Source organism: Asaia sp. VD9 (assembly GCF_037150015.1).
GTDB lineage: Bacteria > Pseudomonadota > Alphaproteobacteria > Acetobacterales > Acetobacteraceae > Asaia.
This window is the reverse complement of the sequence record NZ_JBBCQM010000003.1, coordinates 142,037-160,658: the sequence shown is the minus strand read 5'-3', so window position 1 is coordinate 160,658 and position 18,622 is coordinate 142,037. Positions and strand designations below refer to the sequence as shown.

The following is an 18,622-nucleotide window of genomic DNA, read 5'->3' as shown; positions in this document are numbered from 1 at the left end:
TACACCCGTTCCGTTATCCTAGGGTTCTTCCATCTGCCCCTTGAAATGGAGCTTAAGCCAAGCTTCGCAGTGCCCATGGCGTCCCGCATTTTCAGGTAGATTTGCTACCTTGCCCATAGCCTCGATAGGCGGGAAGATCGACCTTGTGCAGAATTGCATAGCCCCGAAGCCCGAACCCCATCACAACGGACGCGGTTCCGGCCAGAATGGGAGGCATATCCAGTTCGTGCAGCCCGACATAAAGCCCCGAGGCGAGAGCGGCAGCCGTGACGTAGAGTTCGGGGCGGATCACGATGGAGGGCAGTTCGGCCAGCACGTCGCGAATGATGCCGCCCATGCACGCCGTGACAACCCCCATGATGGCTGCAGGCAGCCAAGGGATACCATAAGCCAACGCCTTCGCGGCGCCGTACACCGCGTAGGAGGCCAGGCCGAGGCCATCGAACCAGTCGATGGCGCGCTCGGGCCACAGGCGATGCGGCGTGCACCACACCAGAAAAGCGATACCCAAACAAACGGCCAATGGCGCCGTTGCGTGCATCCAGAAGACCGGTGCGCCGATCAGCAGGTCACGCAGCGTACCGCCGCCCACCCCTGTCATGGCTGCGAAAAAGGCGAAGGTCACGATGTTCTGCCGCGCCCTGGCTGCCACCAATGCACCCGATATGGCAAAGACGGCCGTACCCGCCATATCGAGGTCCGACAGGGTCGAGGCCGAAAGCGCATGGACGGAGGCGAGTGTGGCAGGGCTCACGCAGCGAGCGCCTCGATATCGGCGGCAAGCTGCGCCACGCGTGCGGGATCGGCGTCCCAGGCGAACATGAAGCGCGCGCCCCCGCCGATGAAGGTGTAGAAGCGCCAGCCCTTTTCGCGCAGCCCCTCGAGCACGCGTTCCGGCGCCTTGAGAAATACGGCATTAGCCTGCACCGGGAACATGAGGGACAGCCCAGGGAGCGCCCCGACGCGCGCGGCCAAAGCGCGGGCGCAGTCATTGCCATGGGCACCATTGCGCAGCCAGGCACCGCTTTCAAGGAGTCCGATCCAGGGAGCCGAGATGAAACGCATCTTTGAGGCGAGCTGCCCTGCCTGCTTGCAGCGATAATCGAAACCCTCCGCGAGGGCGGAGTCGAAAAACAGGATCGCCTCCCCCACGCCCATGCCGTTCTTGGTGCCTCCAAAACACAGCACATCAACACCCGCTTTCCATGTCATTTCCGCCGGGGTGCAGCCCAGCGTGGCGCAGGCATTGGCGAAACGCGCGCCATCCATATGCAGGCGCAGCCCATGTTCCCGGCATGTCTGCGCAAGGGCGCGTATCTCGTCCAGGGAATAGACCTCGCCCGTTTCCGTGGGCTGGGTGATCGTCACCACCTTGGGCTTGGGGTAGTGGATATCGCTTCGACAGGTCGCCAGCGCCTTGATATCGTCGGGAAAGAGCTTGGCGTGGTCTGTACGCGCCACCAGGAGCTTGGACCCGTTGGAGAAAAACTCGGGTGCGCCGCATTCATCGGTTTCGACATGGGCGAAGGACGAGCAGATCACGCTATTATAGGACTGACATAGCGCAGCCAAAGCCAGAGAATTGGCCGCAGTGCCGTTGAAGGCGAAAAATACCTCGCAATGCGTCTCGAACAGCGTGCGAAAGCTGTCTGCGGCGCGGCTGGTCCATTCATCCTCGCCATAGGCGGGCACCGATCCCGTATTGGCCTGACGCATGATGTCCCACACCTCGGGACAGATACCGGCATAATTGTCACTGGCGAATTGCTGGGCCACGGGCGCAGGGTCCTTGATCGCTACCGGGATCGGAACGGGCTTCAGACAAGGGAGGGTGTGGCATGTCCCGAGATTGCCGGAGCGGCCACATCTCTCCGGGTGAGCGGAGATACCACCTTGCCCGGGAGCAGGTTGGCGCCGGAGAAACGATACCGGCTCTTGATGCTGGCGCCTTTGGTATCAAAGCCTGACAGGCCGCGCAATGCGCTTGTGTCCATCGGCTCTGGCGCAAGGGGGTGCATCGCTTGACGGAATGTGGTTTCTATCGCCCTCATTGCTAAGCACGACTGAACAGAAACGGATGACAGCTGACATGGGCCAGACCCCTCTCGACATCGATGTGGCCATTATCGGTGCAGGGCCGACCGCGCTTTTTGCCGCGTTCGAGTGCAGCATGCTCAAGCTTTCCTGTGTGCTGATCGACGCTTTGACCGAGATCGGAGGTCAATGTGCGGCGCTCTATCCCGAAAAGCCAATCTACGACATTCCCGCCCATCCCTCCATCGAGGGTGGCGCGCTGATTGCCGCACTCGATGCCCAGATCGCGCCGTTCGATGTGCCGCGTCTTCTGGGCCAGCGTGTCGAGAAACTTGAAGGAAATCGTGGCGCTTTCACCCTCTCCACCGATAAAGATAATGTGGTGACAGCGCGCGCTGTGATCATCGCGGCTGGTGCAGGGGCATTTGGACCGAATCGCCCCCCGCTCGACGGGCTGGACGCTTATGAAACCAGCGGCGCCGTGCAGTATTACGTTCGCAAGCGCGCCGATTTTACAGGCAAGCGTATCGTGGTAGCGGGCGGCGGCGATTCCGCACTCGACTGGGCGCTCTCCCTGTCCGACATTGCGGAGAAGATCTATCTGCTGCACCGGCGCGATCGCTTCCGTGGCGCGCCGGAGACCCTCGCCCAGATCGAGGCACGTGTAGCCGATGGCCGCATCGAGAAGGTCGTGCCCTACCAGCTTCACGCGCTCCAGGGCGAAAACGGCGCGCTTGCAGCAGTGGACGTGATCGACCTCGAGGGTCAGGTACGCCGTATCGAGGCCGATACGCTCCTCCCCTTCTACGGGCTCTCCACCGATCTGGGGCCGATAGCGACCTGGAACATCGATACGATACGCAGCACCATTCCCGTTACCCCTTCGAGCATGGAAACCAGCCTGCCCGGCGTTTTCGCCATTGGGGACGTGGCCACCTATCCCGGCAAGCTCAAACTGATCCTGCAGGGTTTCAGCGAAGGCGCGATGGCCGCCCATGCCATTCACCCGATCGTGAATCCCGATCAGGCGCTTCATTTTGAATACTCCACCAGCAAGGGCGTACCCTCGGGCTCTTGAGCCGGAATGGGGTGTCAGTTTAGTATGATCTCGAAATGATCGGAAGATTTGAGACCCTGATGACAAGCCTGCCAGATACGGCGGAATACGAGGCCAGACAGCGCGCAGGCGGGTGGCTACGCATCGACCTCGACGCGCTGAAGCATAATTATTCCCTGCTGAAATCACTCGCAGGGCCGAATGTCACTGTGGGAGCGGCCGTCAAGGCTGATGCCTATGGACTCGGGGTCGAACGGGTAGCCCCCGCCCTGTACCGTGCCGGATGCCGGCGGTTTTTCGTCGCGACGGTCGAGGAGGGGCTGCGCCTGCGCCCTCTTCTGCCTCAGGATGCCGCCCTGTGCGTTCTCAATGGGCCGACACCGGGCAGTGAGGCGCTGATCAGAGCGCAGAATCTGACGCCGGTGCTCAACAGCCTCGATCAGTTGCGGCGCTGGGCGGCGCTCTGCCTGGCTGAACCCGGACCCACCTCTTGCCTCGTGCAGCTCGATAGCGGCATGTCGCGCTTCGGACTTTCCGAAGCCGATATCGATGTCGCCGTGGCTGACAACCTTCTGGCCGGTCTCGATGTCAGCCATGTCATGAGTCATCTGGCCTGCGCTGACGATGCATCCTCACCGCGCAATGAAGGCCAGCGCCTGCGCTTTGAGGCGCTGCGACGCAAGCTTCCATCTTCCCTTCCCGCCAGCCTTGCTGCGTCGAGCGGCATCTTCCTTGGCGAGGCCTATCATTTCGATCTGGTACGCCCAGGCTATGCGCTTTATGGCGGCAACCCAACCCCCGACCGCCCCAACCCGATGCGTGCTGTCGTGACGCTTCTTGCCGGTATGGTGCAGGATCGCTGGATCCCGCCCGGTGTGGCGGTGGGCTATAGCGCGCGCTTCGTGGCCGAAGCGCCCACGCGCATCGCAACCCTTTCCGTTGGCTATGCTGACGGGTTCCACAGGCGCGCTGGCGGTCTTGCCAGTGCCGTCCTGCCCGACAGTCCCGATATCGCGCTTCCTGTCGTAGGGCGGATCTCGATGGACTGCATGGCGCTGGATCTGACCGCGCTGGGAGACAGACCCCTGCCCCCCGGCACCGGTTTCGAGCTGATCGGCCCCCATCGTCCGCTGGACGATCTGGCCGCGGCACTGGATACGATCGGTTATGAGCTGCTGACCGGACTCGGCACGCGCTTCCATCGTGAATATATCGAGAGTTCCTCATGAAGATCATCGTCATGGGCGCCGGTGTGATCGGCGTCACCACAGCCTGGTATCTTGCCGAGCAGGGCCATGAGGTCGAGGTCATCGACCGCCAGCCCGGTGTCGGGCTCGAAACCTCCTTCGCCAATGCCGGTCAGGTTTCACCGGGCTATTCCACACCCTGGGCCATGCCGGGACTTCCTCTCAAGGCGGCGCGCTGGATGTTCGAGAAGCACGCACCGCTGGTGGTGCGGGCTGCCGCCGTGAACACGCCCATGCTGCGCTTCATGATGCAGCTTCTGAGCAACTGCACGCATCATGCCTATGATATCAACAAAAGCCGCATGCTGCGCATTGCGGAATACAGCCGCGATTGCCAGGCAGAACTGCGCCGCAGCACGGGCATCACCTATGATGACGGGCAGAAGGGCCTGATCCAGCTTTTCCGCACGGACAAGCAGGTGGAGCACGCCCATGAGGATATGCGCCTGCTTTCCGAGAGCGGCGTGGCCCATGAACTGCTCGGCACCGAAGAGGTACTGAAATACGAACCGGGTCTCACCGGGGCGCGCCAGATTCTCAAGGGCGGTCTCCGCCTGCCGGGCGATGAATCGGGCGATGCCTATCTCTTCACGCAGCGCCTCGCCGCCATGGCGGCGGAGAAGGGCGTGAGCTTCCGCTTCCGCACCGAGATCGAGGCGATCGAAGCCGCAAGCGACGCCATTTACGGCATTCGCACCAGTGCCGGTCGCCTGACCGCCGATGCCTATGTGCTGGCTCTGGGCAGCTACTCGCCCCGTCTGCTCAAGCCGATCGAACTCGATCTGCCGGTCTATCCGGTCAAGGGCTACTCGCTCACCGCGCCGATCACCGATGAGAGCCGCGTCCCGACCTCCACGGTCAATGACGAGACCTACAAGGTGGCCATGACACGCCTTGGTGATCGCATCCGCATTGGCGGTACGGCAGAACTGACCGGCTGGCGCCTGAAGCTGAGCCAGGACCGTCGCGAGACGCTCGAACTCTCCTTCAACGACATGTTCGGTGGTGCCGATCTGAGCCGCGCCCGCTACTGGACCGGGCTGCGCCCCTGCACGCCGGATGGCACACCCGTCATCGGCCCGTCGGGACGTTACAGTAATCTGTGGCTGAACACGGGCCATGGCACACTGGGCTGGACCATGGCCTGCGGCTCGGGTCGTATCCTCGCCGACCGCATCAGCGGCAAGCGCACCGACATTCCCTCACTGGATCTGTCACTGGACCGCTACACGTCCTGATGAGTTAAGGGGCTCCACCCCATGACGGCGCAGAGCGAAGCATCTGCGCCGTCATGCCAAACCCGGAAAGCAGCTTGTGGGAGTCTGTCAAGAATACGGACTCGAGCGCATCGCAGGCTTCTGACGTCACCGTCACGCAGATTGTGTCGCGCCCCTCTCCCCGATTCTAGAAACGCCCCCTGGCTAGGCCTCAATACGCCATTGGTGTGCCTGAGCCGCGACGCTCATTTTAAGCGAGATCATTGCACAAGACGCAGTAAGCCGATAACTCTAAGCGTTCCCGAAATGATCTAGTTCCCGAGAGACGATGCCGCACCTTTCCTCGCCCAGGATAAATGCGGTCAATGACCCTATGTCAGATATCCGCTCTGTCAAAACCTATCAGTCGCCCCATCACGCCACGAGCATCTTCCAGGCCGTGACCACCATCGGTGGCCTGCTTGCCTGCTATGCAGCTCTTTTCATGGGCATCTCTCACCATATCTACACCGTGTTGCTGCTGCTTCCCATAGCGAGCGGCCTCGCGATTCGCGACCTTCACGCTCCAGCATGATTGCGGGCATGGCTCACTCTTCCGTTCGGCCGTGGTCAACCACCACGTCGGGCGTCTCTGTTCGCTTTTCACATTGACACCCTACGACCACTGGCGTCGACACCATGCGATACACCATGGGGATTGGAATAATATCGATAGCCGAGGAAGACTATCGGATATATATTCTGACTGTACTACAGTATGTGAATATTATAAAATGTCACCTGTCGAACGCATAGTATAAAGAATATTCAAAAATCCGATCATCTACATTTTTATTATGCCTCCCATTATATTTTTCATAGTCTAGCGTATTCCCTTCGATGCGCCTCGCAGCTGGCGCGCCGAACGCTGGGGCGTTCACGTCACAAATCTCTGTCCGCTGCTTCTCTATGGCGGTCTTGCCTACCATTTTGGCGTGGCGACAACCGCGCTGCTCGCATTCGGTGTCGTCTATCCGGCTGCGGTCATCGGCGTTGCCCTCTTTCTGGTGCAACACAAATTTGAGGGGGTGCACTGAGAGCGTTCCGAGAATTGGAATGCGTTCGAGGCGGCTCTCACCGGATGTTCGTTTCTGCGCCTGCCTGCCTGGCTGAACTGGTTTTCAGGCAGCATCGGGTTGCATCACATTCATCATGCTGCCCCAGGCATTCCGAACTATCGACTAGCGGCCTGCCATGATGCGCACCGCATTTTCAGTGACGTCAAAATCATCGGATTGCGCGAAGCAGCGCGTGAACTGTTCCGCCACACACTATGGGACGACTCGAAAGGCGAGATGGTGCCCTTCGCGACGGTCAATCGCGCACGACCACGCAAAACGGTCATTGTCCCCACTCTGACCTGAGTTCAACAGACAGGTCGTCCGGCGCGACCATGGCCTCGCAAACGAGGCTTTTTCTCCCCCTGGCTGGTCGGCACTTGGCGAAACCCTATGGAACGCACCGCGTCGATCAGCGCTATCGCCCTGCAAGGGGCGGGGGATCATCTGCCGGACAGTGAAAATCGAGCACCGCCCAGTCAGGTGACTAACAAAAAAAGGGGCCGTTTCCGGCCCCTTTTCCGTAACCAGTCTCAGGACCGATCAGTTGCCGGAAGCATCCTTCTCGGCGGCAGCTTCTGCACCCTTCTTGTGGTGCTTGTGCTTGTGCTTATGCTTGTGCTTGGCACCCTTCTCTTCAGCCGGAGCGGCAGGAGCCGCTTCGGAAGCCGGTGCCGGTGCCGTAGCAGCCGGTGCGGCGGGAGCAGCAGGCGCGGCAGCGGCAGGAGCTGCAGGAGCGGCTTCCTGCGTGGTCTGAGCGAATGCAGGGGCGCTCAGCGTCATGGCAAGAGCAGCAACACCGGTCAGAAGACGACGATTGAAAACGAGCATGAAACGAGCTCCAGAATACGAATTCACATAATCACAGGCGTCAGTCAGACTGGTTAACAGGCCGCCTGAACTTATGACTTCGGGAACGCTATCAGTATTTTCCACGCTCGTCTTGAGGAAAATTAGATAAAATACGTGTAATCGCACGGTAAAGGCGTGTTTATGCCTTAATGCCGACATGATTACAAAAAAGGCCACCGCGATGCGGTGGCCTTTCCTGGATCAGGCGTCAGACTTGACCTTCGACATGCGCTTGCGCTCGTTCGGGTCCAGGTAACGCTTGCGGATACGCACCGCAGAGGGGGTGACCTCGACCAGCTCGTCATCTTCGATATAGGCAATCGCCTGCTCGAGGCTCATCTTGCGCGGCGGGGTGAGAAGCAGCGCGTCATCCTTACCGGCGGCGCGAATGTTGGTCAGCTTCTTTTCACGCACGGCATTCACGTCGAGATCGTTCTCACGCGAATGCTCGCCCAGGATCATGCCCGTATAGATCTTCTCGCCAGCTTCGACGAACAGCGTGCCGCGATCCTGCAACGAGAACAGGGCGTACTGGGTGGTCGCGCCATCTTCTGCCGAGATCAGCGAACCGTTACGACGACCTTCGATCGTGCCGGCATAGGGCTTATAGCCAGCGAACAGACGGTTCATGATGCCCGTACCGCGCGTGTCGGTCAGGAACTCACCATGATAGCCGATCAGGCCGCGCGACGGGATGAGGAAGGTCAGACGAACCTTGTCACCACCCGACGGACGCATGTCCTGCATCACGCCCTTACGCATCGACATCTTTTCGACGACCACGCCCGAATAGGGCTCGTCGACATCGACCAGAACCTCTTCGTACGGCTCTTCGCGCTCGCCGGTCTCTTCGTTGTTACGGAAGAGAACGCGCGGACGACCGATGGTCAGCTCGAAGCCTTCGCGGCGCATGGTCTCGATCAGCACGCCAAGCTGAAGTTCACCACGACCGGCAACCTCGAAAGCTTCGCTTTCGGCACTCTCGGTCACCTTGATGGCCACGTTGCCTTCGGTTTCCTTGAACAGGCGGTCACGGATCTGGCGCGACGTCACCTTCTTGCCTTCACGACCACCCAGCGGGCCGTCATTGATGCGGAAGGTCATGGTCAGGGTCGGCGGATCGACCGGGGTCGACGGCAGCGGCGCATCGAGAGCCGGGTCTGCAATAGTGTCGGGAATGGTTGCGTCGGACAGACCGGCCACAGCCACGATGTCACCGGCTTCGGCTTCATCCACCGGCACGCGGTCCAGACCGCGGAACGACAGCAGCTTGGTCAGACGACCCGTTTCCACGATCGTGCCATCGGGGCGCAGCACGCGCACCGGCATGTTCACGCGGGCGCGGCCCTGCTCGATACGACCCGTCAGGATGCGGCCCAGGAAGTTGTCGCTCTCGAGAATGGTCGAAACCATGCCGAACGGCGCTTCCTTGTCGAGGCCCGGCGTCGGCACATGGCGCAGCACCAGGTCGAACAGCGGGGACAGATCCTTGCGGGGGCCGTTCATCTCCAGATCGGCCCAGCCCTGACGGCCCGAAGCGTACAGCATTGGGAAGTCGAGCTGATGCTCGTCGGCGCCCAGTGCTGCGAACAGGTCGAAGATTTCTTCATGAACTTCATCGGGACGGGCATCGCCACGGTCGATCTTGTTCACGACCACGATCGGACGCAGGCCACGGGCCAGCGCCTTGCCGAGCACGAACTTGGTCTGCGGCAGAGCGCCTTCAGCCGAGTCGACCAGGATGATCGCGCCGTCCACCATGCTCAGGATACGCTCGACCTCACCACCGAAATCGGCGTGGCCCGGCGTGTCGATGATGTTGATGCGCGTCTCGTTCCACACGACCGAGGTGCACTTGGCAAGAATGGTGATGCCGCGCTCACGCTCGAGGTCATTGCTGTCCATCGCGCGCTCAGCAACGTGCTGGTTTTCGCGGAACGAGCCGGATTGCTTGAGAAGCTGGTCAACAAGGGTGGTCTTGCCATGATCGACGTGCGCGATAATGGCGATGTTACGGATTTCCATGAAGCGGTCCTGATCGGGCTTGCAGGGTCATGCCCTGCCGGATCGCTCCCTGGGAACGACACAAAGCCGGGACTGACGGATTGGCCGTCTTCTGCACAATTTCCCGTCAGAGTGCAATGAAAGGATCGGAAAGACCGGGTTTTTTAGCGTTTCCGGGTCTTATTCTTGCGCGTTACGGAACCGTACCCCGCCGCTTTGGGCGGGGTACGCCCCTCGCATCGTCATGTGAGAGACGAGGGTTTCCAAAGGGTGACCGCCCTTTGGCAGGGTTCGGAGCGGAGCCCCGAAACAGCCCTCAGGCCTTGAGCGCGAAATCGGCAGCAGGGCGTGCCCCCATACGGGTGATGATCGCACCAGCCGCCTCATTGCCCAGCTGGCCACAAGCTTCGAGGCTGCGGCCCTTGGCCAGCCCGGCGAGGAACCCGGCAGCAAAGGCATCGCCCGCGCCAGTCGTATCGACCACCTTCACGGCCTCCGTTGGAACGACCAGCTTCTCGCCATTGGCCAGAATGACCGCGCCCTTTTCGCTACGTGTCAGCACGACAAGAGCCGCATCGCGCCCGGCCTGTGCGGCAGCAGCATCAAAATCCTCTGTCTCGTAAAGCGCACAGATCTCCGCCTCATTGGCAAAGAGAATATCGATGTGACCGGCCACGAGTGCACGGAACGCAGCATGGTGGCGTGCCACGCAGAACGTATCAGACAGGGTGAGCGCCACGCGGCGACCCGCCTTATGCGCGGTTTCCGCCGCCAGGATAAAGGCTGACTGGGCACGGTCCTTGTCGAACAGGTAGCCCTCCATATAGGTCACGCCAGCCGCGGCAACGGCCGATTGGTCAACATCCTCCGGCCCGAACTCGGTGCAGATACCCAGATAGGTGTGCATGGTGCGCTGGCCGTCGGGGGTGACGAGAATGATGCATCGCGCGGTCGGGCGATCGGCGTTCTGGACGGGGGCGGAAGGATAGAACAACTTTTGCGCTGTCAGATCCTTCGCATAGTCCAGACCGGCTTCATCGGAGGCGACCTTGCCCAGATAGCCCACCCGCGCGCCCAGACGGGCTGCCACCACGGCGGTATTGGCAGCCGAACCGCCCCCCATGACCTGCTCCGGGGTGATCTGTGCCTCGATCGAAGCGGCCTGATCGGCATCGATAAGGGTCATGCTGCCAAGAGGCGAGCCCAGAGCCGACAGGGTTTCATGCGAGACCGGAGCCAGAATATCGACGATAGCGTTGCCGATGCAGAGCAGATCGAGTGTCGGGGCAGTCATGAAGTCTCCAGCGAAATGAAATTGGGCAAGGAATATCGTGTTCACGCCATGAAATGACCAAGATCAGCCCTGATCGTGACGATGCGTGAACGACAGTTACGGCATTCTCGCCTCAAGGCCATGACACAAGACCGGGTCAGGGTCAAAAACCGCGCAGAACCGCCTTTTAGCGACTTGTCGATTTCGCCTCTTAACGTGTAATCCGGGTCTGGACGGAAATCGTGTTTTGCACGTGTTTTCGTCTGGCACCAGCCAGCTTCGGCACCCGAACCGCCACCTTCCAGAACGCGCAGCGGGGTTCTCTTGTTCAAACGACGCAAACCAGAAGATACAGCGCCTCCCTCTCCATCTTCAGGTGCATCGGCCACCAGCGGCCAAAGACCGACTGCCTCGGGCGCAGGTAGTTCGTCGCTCTTTCCTGAGCGTCCGGCCCCAGCGGCAGACGCCTCTCCAGCCTCACAAATCAAGGATTCTGCCGCGATGGGTCGTTCGCCTTTCCCTACCCCCCCTGCTCCTGCCACACCGGCAGCCCCCTCCGCTCCGGCTCGCCCGGCGGCCGCAGCCGCGGCCGCCCCGGGTGGTCGCCGCGAGGCTTCCGATCGCCGTACGCTGGTCGTAGGCCGCGGCATCTCGGTTCAGGGCTCGATCCAGGACGCCGAGCGTCTGGTCGTTGAGGGCACAGTCGAGGCGACACTGCTTCAGGCCACCGAACTTTCCGTCGCGCAGGGCGGCGTGTTCCGTGGCGAGATCGAAGTGGAAGACGCCGATCTGGCCGGGACGATCGACGGGACGCTGACGGTGCGCGGCAACCTGACCGTGCGCGCCACGGGACGCCTGATCGGCAAGACGCGTACACGCCGTCTCCAGGTTGAAGATGGTGGCCAGATCACGGGTCATCTCGAAATGATCACGGGTGATATGCCTGCACGTCCGGCCTCGATCGAGACGCCTGCGCCTGCCGCAGAAAAGACGGAAGAAACCACGCCGAGCGTCTGATCGGCTGGTCGGTAACAAAGAAAAAGCCCGGTCCTTCTGGACCGGGCTTTTTTCATGAGAGCCCCTCGGAAGACGGCTCCGGCACTAATGGCGCGAGGCGCTGCTCAGCCCACGCTCTCCCGGCGATCGCGAAGCTTTACATAGGCCACGGCACAGTGCTCGGCACAGTAAGGCTTACCGGGAACCGGCTTCGCACCACAGAAATGAAAGCCCGGTGTACCCGGATCGCCATTGGGCCAACAGCAGGCAGGACCACGACGCGGCGAGGTATCCGCGGTCAGAGGGCGCAGAAGCGGACGGAGCATCAGATCTGGTGCCATGGTCTTGGCCTCTGCAGGTTTGCGGGGTGAGGATGCCTTAGGCGCGGCCTGCGCCTCGTCTTCCATGACAGCCGAAGAAGCCTGAGCGGGCGCAGGCTGGGCGGCCGCAGTCCTGACCGCCGGTTCCGCACGGCTGGCGGCTGACGGCGCGGGCTGGCTAGCCGGGCGCATGGTTTCGGCAGAAGACAGCGGAGCCGCCGTCACGGGCGCAGCGTCAGAAACGGATGCCCTGGTTTCAGGGCTCTTGACCGAAACGGCCTCAACAGGCTGCGCACTCTCCGCCGGCGCGCTCGCGACAACAGGCGCAGCCTCAGCAGCAGCGTCCTTGCGGGGTTTGGCCGAAGCACGAATAGGCGACGGGCGGGGCGGCAAACCCAGACGATGCGCCTTGCCCACAACGGCGTTCTTGGTAATCGAAAGCTGTCTGCCAATCTCGGCAGTCGACAGTCCTTCCTGCCACAGCGTCTGAAGACGGGAGATTATTTCGTCAGTCCATTCCATCGCCCGTGCTCCTCATTCAGTCCTGTGACGTAAAACTAGGCTGTCGATACGACTTGCTCAATCCGTAAATCGGATTTTTCTATGATGAGACTGGCGGATAAACACAGAGCTCTTGTCCAAGTCAATCTGAACTCGCACGAATTACCAAAGAATGAGGACGATTGGGCCTCTGAAGCCCAATGCTGCGCCCTCATCCCGCCTGTTTCAGGGCGATACCGTCTCTTCAGAGCTCTTTTGCGCGCGAATAAGCCGGACAGAGCGCCCCGCGACTGCAAGCTGGATATCTCCACGCAGGAGAGCAAGGGCATCATCGCCAAACACAGCCCTGCGCCACCCCTGCAGAACGGGGCTATCTGTCTCACCCAGAGCGAGACTGTCGAGATCCTCGCTATTCGCCACCAGCTTGGGGGCGACGCGATTGGCCTCACAGCTGGCGGCGAGAACGACCTTGAGAAGGGCCACGAGCGCGGATGAAGGCTTGGCGCCCTCCGGCTTGCGCGGGGGACGCGGCAGATCCTTCTCGGGTAGATCGAGCCCGAGTTTGATGGCAGCGAGCAGACCCGGTGCTGCCTTCCCCTCGGCAAAGCCGCGCGACACGCCCCGCACGCGTGACAGGGAGTCCGCATCCTGAGGGCGCACGGCGGCGATCTCGAGAAGGCTCTCGTCACGAATGAGACGCTGACGGGGAATGTTGAGCGCCTGAGCCTCCATTTCGCGCCAGGCGGCGACCTCGCGCAGGACGCCCAGCATGCGGCGGTTATTGGTGCGCGCCTTGAGGCGTTCCCACTGGCGGCGCGGGTCGGGGCGGAAGGTTGCCGGGTCGTTCAGCACGGCCAGTTCGGCATCGGCCCAATGCAGGCGGTTCTGCTTTTCGAGTTCGCGATGAAGCGTCAGATAGACATCGCGCAGATGGGTGACATCTGCCGCCGCATAGGCGATCTGCGCCTTGGAGAGCGGGCGGGCGGACCAATCACTGAAACGATGGGTCTTGTCGATGCTCGCACCGGTAATGGCGCTCACCAGCGTGTCGTAGCCGACCTGATCGCCATAGCCACCGACCATGGCGGCCACCTGCGTATCGAAAATCGAGCAGGGCAACGCATCGAACAGATGCAGGAAGATTTCCAGATCCTGACGGGCCGCGTGAAAGACCTTCACGCAGCTTTCTGTCGCCAGGAGATCGGCCAACGGAGCAAGGTCCAGGCCAGGGGCGAGCGTATCGATCACGGCAACATCGGACACACCGCCAAGCTGCACCACACAGAGTTCCGGCCAGTATGTATGCTCGCGCACAAACTCCGTATCGATCGTAACGAACGGCTCCTGCTTGAGTCGGGCGCAGAGTTGCGCCAAATCGTCTGTAGAAGACACGATGACTGGGGCTGGGAAACCGGCTTGAGACACTTGCATCTCCCATCCATACATCAGGGCAGACCCTCATGACCACATCAGAGAATGATCTCGCAGCACTCAGCCAGCTGGGTCGACAGACCGTGCAGCCGGACAGCCCCGAAACCGCCACGCTCGAGCGCGTGCCGAGCCCCCATAAGGGACGCGACTACGTGGTACGCTTCACCGCACCCGAATTTACCTCGCTCTGCCCGGTCACGGGCCAGCCCGATTTCGCCCATATCGTCATCGACTATATTCCGGGTGACTGGATTGTCGAAAGCAAGTCGCTGAAGCTGTATCTGACCAGCTTTCGCAACCATGGCGCGTTCCATGAAGATTGCTCGGTCAGCATCGCCACGAAGCTGGTCGAGGTTCTAAACCCGAAATGGCTGCGCATCGGCGCCTATTGGTATCCGCGCGGCGGTATTCCGATCGACGTATTCTGGCAGACCGGCCTGCCACCCGAAGGGGTATGGGTTCCCGCCCAGGACGTGCCAGGCTATCGCGGCCGGGGCTGATTGACGTTTCCGGGGCGGCCCCGAAGACGGCTCTCGCACATCTGGTCCTGAAATGGGGCCCGTTCTGGAAATTCCTTTTAATGGTCTCCAAAGCGCTTTCCCTGACAGACTGGCCCCTCCTGATTCAGGAGAGGCTTCATGCAATCGATTGTGCGCGCTTTCATCGTCGTGACCCTGTCGGGTCTGTACGCTCCCTGGACACCAGCCCGGGCGTCTCCTCCGCCGGCCTCTTTTCTCTTCCTGATCCAGCAGCGTTGCGATGTGCCCACGGCCCTTCCGGGAGATCCCGCCTGCCGCACCATGCGCCCTGTAGAGCCGGGAGAGGACCCGCTTTATCGCCTGAGCAACGGCGCAGAGGGAGAGGGGCGGATCGATATGGTGAATCTCCCAATCGAGCGTCATGGAAAATGGCGCGTCGTGAGCCCAGATGCCCATGTGAACGTGACTGATGCGACCACAGGGATCAAAGGCGGCGTGTCCGTCGAGGGCGTTGGGGCGCGCTTTCTCTCAGTGCTGGGCAGTTGGAGCCCCGTCGCAGTCTCGCATTTCACCAATGCGGCCTGCGACGCCATGCCCGACAACTCTGACCGGTTCCTCGATTCCTGGGTGCTCGGTCCGGCTCAGGACGGCACAGCCATGGCAGGACATGGCGAAACACGTAGCGGCAATCTGACCCGGTATGAGGGGGAAACGGATGGACCCGGCTGTCCTGCCCGTTTGCGCAAGGCGGCCTATAGCTGGATCAGGCAGGACTATACGTACCGCTCGGGGCGGCGCTTTCCGAGCCTGGTTTCCGTGCATTACAGTGCCGCCAGCCCGCAAGGTGGACCGGGCGAAGCGGAGCAGAGGGAACGGCTCTATCTCGCCTGGGGGCTCGGCCTGGCACGTTGGGAGAAATGGTCGCGAGAGGATTGGCACAACCCGAAGACAGGCGAAACGGCGCTGGATCAGGCGCGGCGCGTATTCGTGTCGGGCCGATGCAATACACCGATTGACGACCGCGATCAGGGCGACGGCGTGACTTATGGTGCCGTCTCGTCAGACGGCACCTATGCCGAGGCGATCAGGACGGCGCCGGATTCTCCGGCCCATCGCTGGGTCCTGACGCAATGTCAGGACTATACCAGCCTACGCGCCGGCCCGACGCGCGATCTACAGCAGATGAGCGCCGGAGCCAGTTCGGAGTTCTGGCGATAGGGGTATGGGGTGCCGACACCCCCTGTCACGATTTTGCCGGGAGAGCTGGACAAAAAAAGACCGGTGTCCTTTCGGACGACCGGTCTTTTTTCTGAGTCCGTATCGCGACCCGGTCAGTGGATCGGATGCGCGGCCTCTGCGGCTTCGATTGCAGCGCGCGTTGCCTGGATCTTGCGAGAGATGCGTTCCTGATCGATGATGTCGTCAGCGGCGACATTGGTCAGCTGCATTTCCAGCATTTCCAGACGAGTTTCCGCTTCGCTGAGCACGATATCCTCGACCGGCAGGGCCTCATCCGCGAGGATGGTGCAGCGATCGGCCGTGATATCGGCGAAACCACCGGAGACGAAGAAACGCTCGGTTACGACGCCTCCCTCATAGAGGGAAACGACGCCACCGCGCAGCAGGAGCATGATCGGCGCATGATCCGGCATGGCCGCGATATCGCCTTCCTCGCCCGGAATGACTGCCATCTCGACTTCCTTGCGGAAGAGCAGCTTCTCCGGGCTGATGATTTCGACCTGAACCGGCATGGGCTTACGCCGACTCCTTCATCTTCTCGGCCTTGGCGATCGCTTCTTCGATCGGGCCGACCATGTAGAAGGCGCCTTCGGGGAGGTGATCGTACTCACCGGCAACGATTGCCTTGAAGCTGCGCACCGTGTCATCGAGAGCCACCAGCTTGCCCGGCGACCCCGTGAAGACTTCAGCCACGTGGAAGGGCTGCGACAGGAATCGCTGGATACGGCGCGCACGGGCCACAACCTGCTTGTCCTCTTCCGACAGCTCGTCCATGCCCAGGATCGCGATGATGTCCTGCAGGCCCTTATAGGTCTGAAGGATACGCTGCACGTCACGGGCCACCTGATAGTGCTCGTCACCAACGATCTTCGGGTCGAGCGAACGCGAGGTGGAATCCAGCGGATCGACAGCCGGGTAGATACCCATTTCAGCGATCGAGCGGTTCAGCACGGTCGTGGCGTCAAGATGGGCGAAGGTCGCGGCCGGTGCCGGATCGGTCAGATCGTCGGCAGGCACGTAAACGGCCTGAACCGAGGTGATCGAGCCCTTCTTGGTCGAGGTGATGCGCTCCTGCAGGGCGCCCATCTCGGTGGCCAGCGTCGGCTGATAGCCCACGGCCGAGGGGATACGACCCAGCAGCGCCGAGACTTCCGAACCGGCCTGGGTGAAGCGGAAGATGTTGTCCACGAAGAACAGCACGTCCTGACCTTCCTCATCACGGAAATACTCCGCGAGAGACAGGGCAGAGAGGGCGACACGGGCGCGCGCGCCCGGCGGCTCGTTCATCTGGCCATAGACCAGCGCGACCTTCGATCCCTGGGTCGAGCCGTCCTCACCGATCTTGATCACGCCGGCGTCCTGCATTTCGAAATACAGGTCGTTGCCTTCACGCGTACGCTCACCGACACCGGCGAAAACGGACACGCCGCCATGAGCCTTGGCGATGTTGTTGATCAGTTCCTGGATGATGACGGTCTTGCCGACGCCAGCGCCGCCGAACAGGCCGATCTTGCCGCCCTTCAGATACGGGCAAAGCAGATCGACAACCTTGATCCCGGTGACGAGAATTTCGGAAGCGGCGGCCTGATCCTCAAAGGACGGGGCCTTGCGGTGAATCGGGTAATGCTTGTCAGACACAACCGGGCCACGCTCGTCAACGGGCTCGCCGATGACGTTCAGGATACGGCCGAGCGTCGCCGGGCCGACGGGCACGGTGATCTGGCCACCGGTATCCTTCACTTCGCTTCCGCGAACGAGGCCGTCGGTGCTGTCCATGGCGATGCAGCGCACTTCGCGCTCACCGATTTCCTGGGCCACTTCGAGCACAAGGGTCTGGTCGCCAATCTGGACGTGCAGCGCATTGAGGATATGCGGCAGCGTGCCTTGGAACTGGACATCGACCACGGGACCGCGGACCTGCGTCACGCGACCCACGACGTTGCTGCTGGCAGACGACAGAGTTTCGGACATCGTATTTCGGCTCCTGCGTAAAAGTCTCAGACGGCTTCAGCGCCGGAGATGATCTCGATAAGTTCTTTGGTGATGTTGCTCTGGCGGGTGCGGTTATAGCGCTGCGACAGAGAGTCGATCGCCTTGCCTGCATTCCGTGTCGCGTTATCCATGGCAGTCATGCGGGCACCCTGCTCACCGGCGGCGCTTTCGAGTAGCGCAGCGAAGAACTGGACCTGGATGTTACGCGGCAGAAGCTGAGCGAGCAGCTCGGCTTCATTGGGCTCAAACTCATATTGAGCGGTATAATCTGTCTTGTTGTCGTTCTTGGCCACGGGCAGGGGCACAAGAGCCTCTTCCGTCGGGACCTGGGTCATCGCGTTGACGAAGCGGTTGAACACGACCGTAACGCGATCGACCTGGCCGCTCGTGAGCAGTTCGGTCACGCGCGTGCCGAGATCGGCCGCCTTCTGGAACTGCACTTCGCGACCGCCCGTGCCGTCGATACGATCGATCAGCTTGCCCGGGAAGATGCGGGCCATGGCGTCGCCGCCCTTACGCCCGATCGGCAGGATGCGCACGGTCTCACCCTGAGACTCCAGGCGCGAGACGATCTGGCGCACACTGCGAACCAGATTGGCGTTGAACCCACCCGCCAGACCGAAATCGCTGGTCAGCAGAACGACGAGATGCGTCGAGCCCTTGCCACCTTCCATCAGGATGGGCAGCTCGCCCTGACCTTCCGTCGCGGCAGCCAGTTCGGACAGCATGCGACGCATGGCAGCGGCATAGGGGCGCGAGGCTTCGGCATGCTTCTGAAAACGGCGCAGCTTGGAGGCTGCAACCATCTTCATGGCGCTCGTGATCTTGCGCTGCGATTTCACGCCCGCGATCCGGGCGCGCAGTTCCTTCAGCGAGGGCATGA

Annotated in this window: 19 protein-coding genes and 1 riboswitch; of the genes, 9 read left to right on the top strand and 10 right to left on the bottom strand. The window is 61.5% G+C overall.

Translation table 11 applies throughout. The features are described from left to right. Positions 1–91: 91 nt before the first annotated feature. The gene (locus tag WFJ47_RS05370; RefSeq protein WP_336761378.1) at positions 92–754 is read right to left on the bottom strand and encodes a trimeric intracellular cation channel family protein; all 663 of its coding nucleotides are present in this window, start codon (positions 752–754) and stop codon (positions 92–94) included. Then, positions 751–1,776, bottom strand: coding sequence for a low specificity L-threonine aldolase (locus tag WFJ47_RS05365; RefSeq protein WP_336761376.1), 1,026 nt, complete (start codon positions 1,774–1,776; stop codon positions 751–753). The genes WFJ47_RS05370 and WFJ47_RS05365 overlap by 4 nt, the downstream gene beginning before the upstream one ends. 59 nt (positions 1,777–1,835) lie before the next feature. Further along, positions 1,836–1,947: riboswitch (SAM-I-IV-variant riboswitch) on the bottom strand. Between the two features lie 142 nt (positions 1,948–2,089). On the opposite strand from WFJ47_RS05365, the gene WFJ47_RS05360 reads away from it, so the two are divergent. From WFJ47_RS05360 to WFJ47_RS16535, 6 genes are all read left to right on the top strand, one after another. Then, the gene (locus WFJ47_RS05360; RefSeq protein WP_336761374.1) at positions 2,090–3,112 is read left to right on the top strand and encodes an NAD(P)/FAD-dependent oxidoreductase; all 1,023 of its coding nucleotides are present in this window, start codon (positions 2,090–2,092) and stop codon (positions 3,110–3,112) included. Positions 3,113–3,147: 35 nt separating this feature from the next. Then, a complete protein-coding gene (gene alr / locus WFJ47_RS05355) occupies positions 3,148–4,320 on the top strand; it encodes an alanine racemase (RefSeq protein WP_336761372.1) in 1,173 nt (390 codons plus the stop codon). Further along, on the top strand, positions 4,317–5,576 hold the full coding sequence (locus WFJ47_RS05350) for a D-amino acid dehydrogenase (protein ID WP_127103081.1): 1,260 nt from the start codon (positions 4,317–4,319) through the stop codon (positions 5,574–5,576). The genes alr and WFJ47_RS05350 overlap by 4 nt, the downstream gene beginning before the upstream one ends. Before the next feature lie 352 nt (positions 5,577–5,928). Beyond that, a complete protein-coding gene (locus tag WFJ47_RS05345) occupies positions 5,929–6,129 on the top strand; it encodes a hypothetical protein (protein WP_336761369.1) in 201 nt (66 codons plus the stop codon). A 31-nt stretch (positions 6,130–6,160) separates the two neighbouring features. Beyond that, positions 6,161–6,355 (top strand): hypothetical protein, encoded by a 195-nt coding sequence (locus WFJ47_RS16540; RefSeq protein ID WP_408868620.1) that lies wholly within the window; start codon positions 6,161–6,163, stop codon positions 6,353–6,355. A 330-nt stretch (positions 6,356–6,685) separates the two neighbouring features. Next, positions 6,686–6,958 (top strand): fatty acid desaturase, encoded by a 273-nt coding sequence (locus WFJ47_RS16535; protein ID WP_408868626.1) that lies wholly within the window; start codon positions 6,686–6,688, stop codon positions 6,956–6,958. Positions 6,959–7,195: 237 nt separating this feature from the next. Here the strand turns inward: WFJ47_RS16535 and WFJ47_RS05340 are convergent, their stop codons facing one another. From WFJ47_RS05340 to WFJ47_RS05330, 3 genes are all read right to left on the bottom strand, one after another. Beyond that, positions 7,196–7,483 carry a hypothetical protein gene (locus WFJ47_RS05340; protein WP_127103084.1) on the bottom strand — a complete coding sequence of 96 codons (288 nt, stop codon included), beginning with the start codon at positions 7,481–7,483 and terminating at the stop codon, positions 7,196–7,198. A 222-nt stretch (positions 7,484–7,705) separates the two neighbouring features. Then, positions 7,706–9,529 carry a translational GTPase TypA gene (typA, locus tag WFJ47_RS05335; protein WP_023979248.1) on the bottom strand — a complete coding sequence of 608 codons (1,824 nt, stop codon included), beginning with the start codon at positions 9,527–9,529 and terminating at the stop codon, positions 7,706–7,708. 295 nt (positions 9,530–9,824) lie between these two features. Then, positions 9,825–10,802: an adenosine kinase gene (locus tag WFJ47_RS05330; RefSeq protein WP_127103085.1), complete on the bottom strand. Its 978-nt coding sequence runs from the start codon at positions 10,800–10,802 to the stop codon at positions 9,825–9,827. A gap of 480 nt (positions 10,803–11,282) precedes the next feature. Here WFJ47_RS05330 and WFJ47_RS05325 point away from each other — a divergent pair, with 480 nt between their 5' ends. Then, positions 11,283–11,798, top strand: a complete 516-nt coding sequence (locus WFJ47_RS05325) for a polymer-forming cytoskeletal protein (protein WP_336761365.1) — start codon at positions 11,283–11,285, stop codon at positions 11,796–11,798. 104 nt (positions 11,799–11,902) lie between these two features. Here WFJ47_RS05325 and WFJ47_RS05320 read toward each other — a convergent pair whose 3' ends face one another. Together WFJ47_RS05320 and rnd are read right to left on the bottom strand one after the other, a co-directional pair. Beyond that, positions 11,903–12,619 (bottom strand): GcrA family cell cycle regulator, encoded by a 717-nt coding sequence (locus WFJ47_RS05320; RefSeq protein WP_127103087.1) that lies wholly within the window; start codon positions 12,617–12,619, stop codon positions 11,903–11,905. A gap of 204 nt (positions 12,620–12,823) precedes the next feature. Further along, positions 12,824–14,029, bottom strand: coding sequence for a ribonuclease D (gene rnd / locus WFJ47_RS05315; protein ID WP_336761362.1), 1,206 nt, complete (start codon positions 14,027–14,029; stop codon positions 12,824–12,826). Positions 14,030–14,058: 29 nt separating this feature from the next. Between rnd and queF the strand changes: the two genes are divergently transcribed. Both queF and WFJ47_RS05305 read left to right on the top strand, forming a co-directional pair. Next, entirely contained in the window at positions 14,059–14,529 is a 471-nt protein-coding gene (queF, locus tag WFJ47_RS05310; RefSeq protein ID WP_264815741.1) for a preQ(1) synthase, read from the top strand. Between the two features lie 138 nt (positions 14,530–14,667). Then, entirely contained in the window at positions 14,668–15,726 is a 1,059-nt protein-coding gene (locus tag WFJ47_RS05305; RefSeq protein ID WP_336761359.1) for a hypothetical protein, read from the top strand. Positions 15,727–15,839: 113 nt separating this feature from the next. Here the strand turns inward: WFJ47_RS05305 and atpC are convergent, their stop codons facing one another. Genes atpC through WFJ47_RS05290 form a run of 3 tightly spaced genes read right to left on the bottom strand, consistent with a single transcriptional unit; the run spans position 15,840 to position 18,620 of the window. Continuing rightward, complete coding sequence (atpC, locus tag WFJ47_RS05300) at positions 15,840–16,259, bottom strand: ATP synthase F1 subunit epsilon (RefSeq protein ID WP_127103091.1); 420 nt, start codon at positions 16,257–16,259, stop codon at positions 15,840–15,842. 4 nt (positions 16,260–16,263) lie between these two features. After that, positions 16,264–17,718 carry a F0F1 ATP synthase subunit beta gene (gene atpD, locus WFJ47_RS05295; RefSeq protein WP_127103092.1) on the bottom strand — a complete coding sequence of 485 codons (1,455 nt, stop codon included), beginning with the start codon at positions 17,716–17,718 and terminating at the stop codon, positions 16,264–16,266. Positions 17,719–17,744: 26 nt separating this feature from the next. Continuing rightward, positions 17,745–18,620 carry a F0F1 ATP synthase subunit gamma gene (locus tag WFJ47_RS05290; protein ID WP_127103093.1) on the bottom strand — a complete coding sequence of 292 codons (876 nt, stop codon included), beginning with the start codon at positions 18,618–18,620 and terminating at the stop codon, positions 17,745–17,747. Between the last annotated feature and the right edge of the window lie 2 nt (positions 18,621–18,622).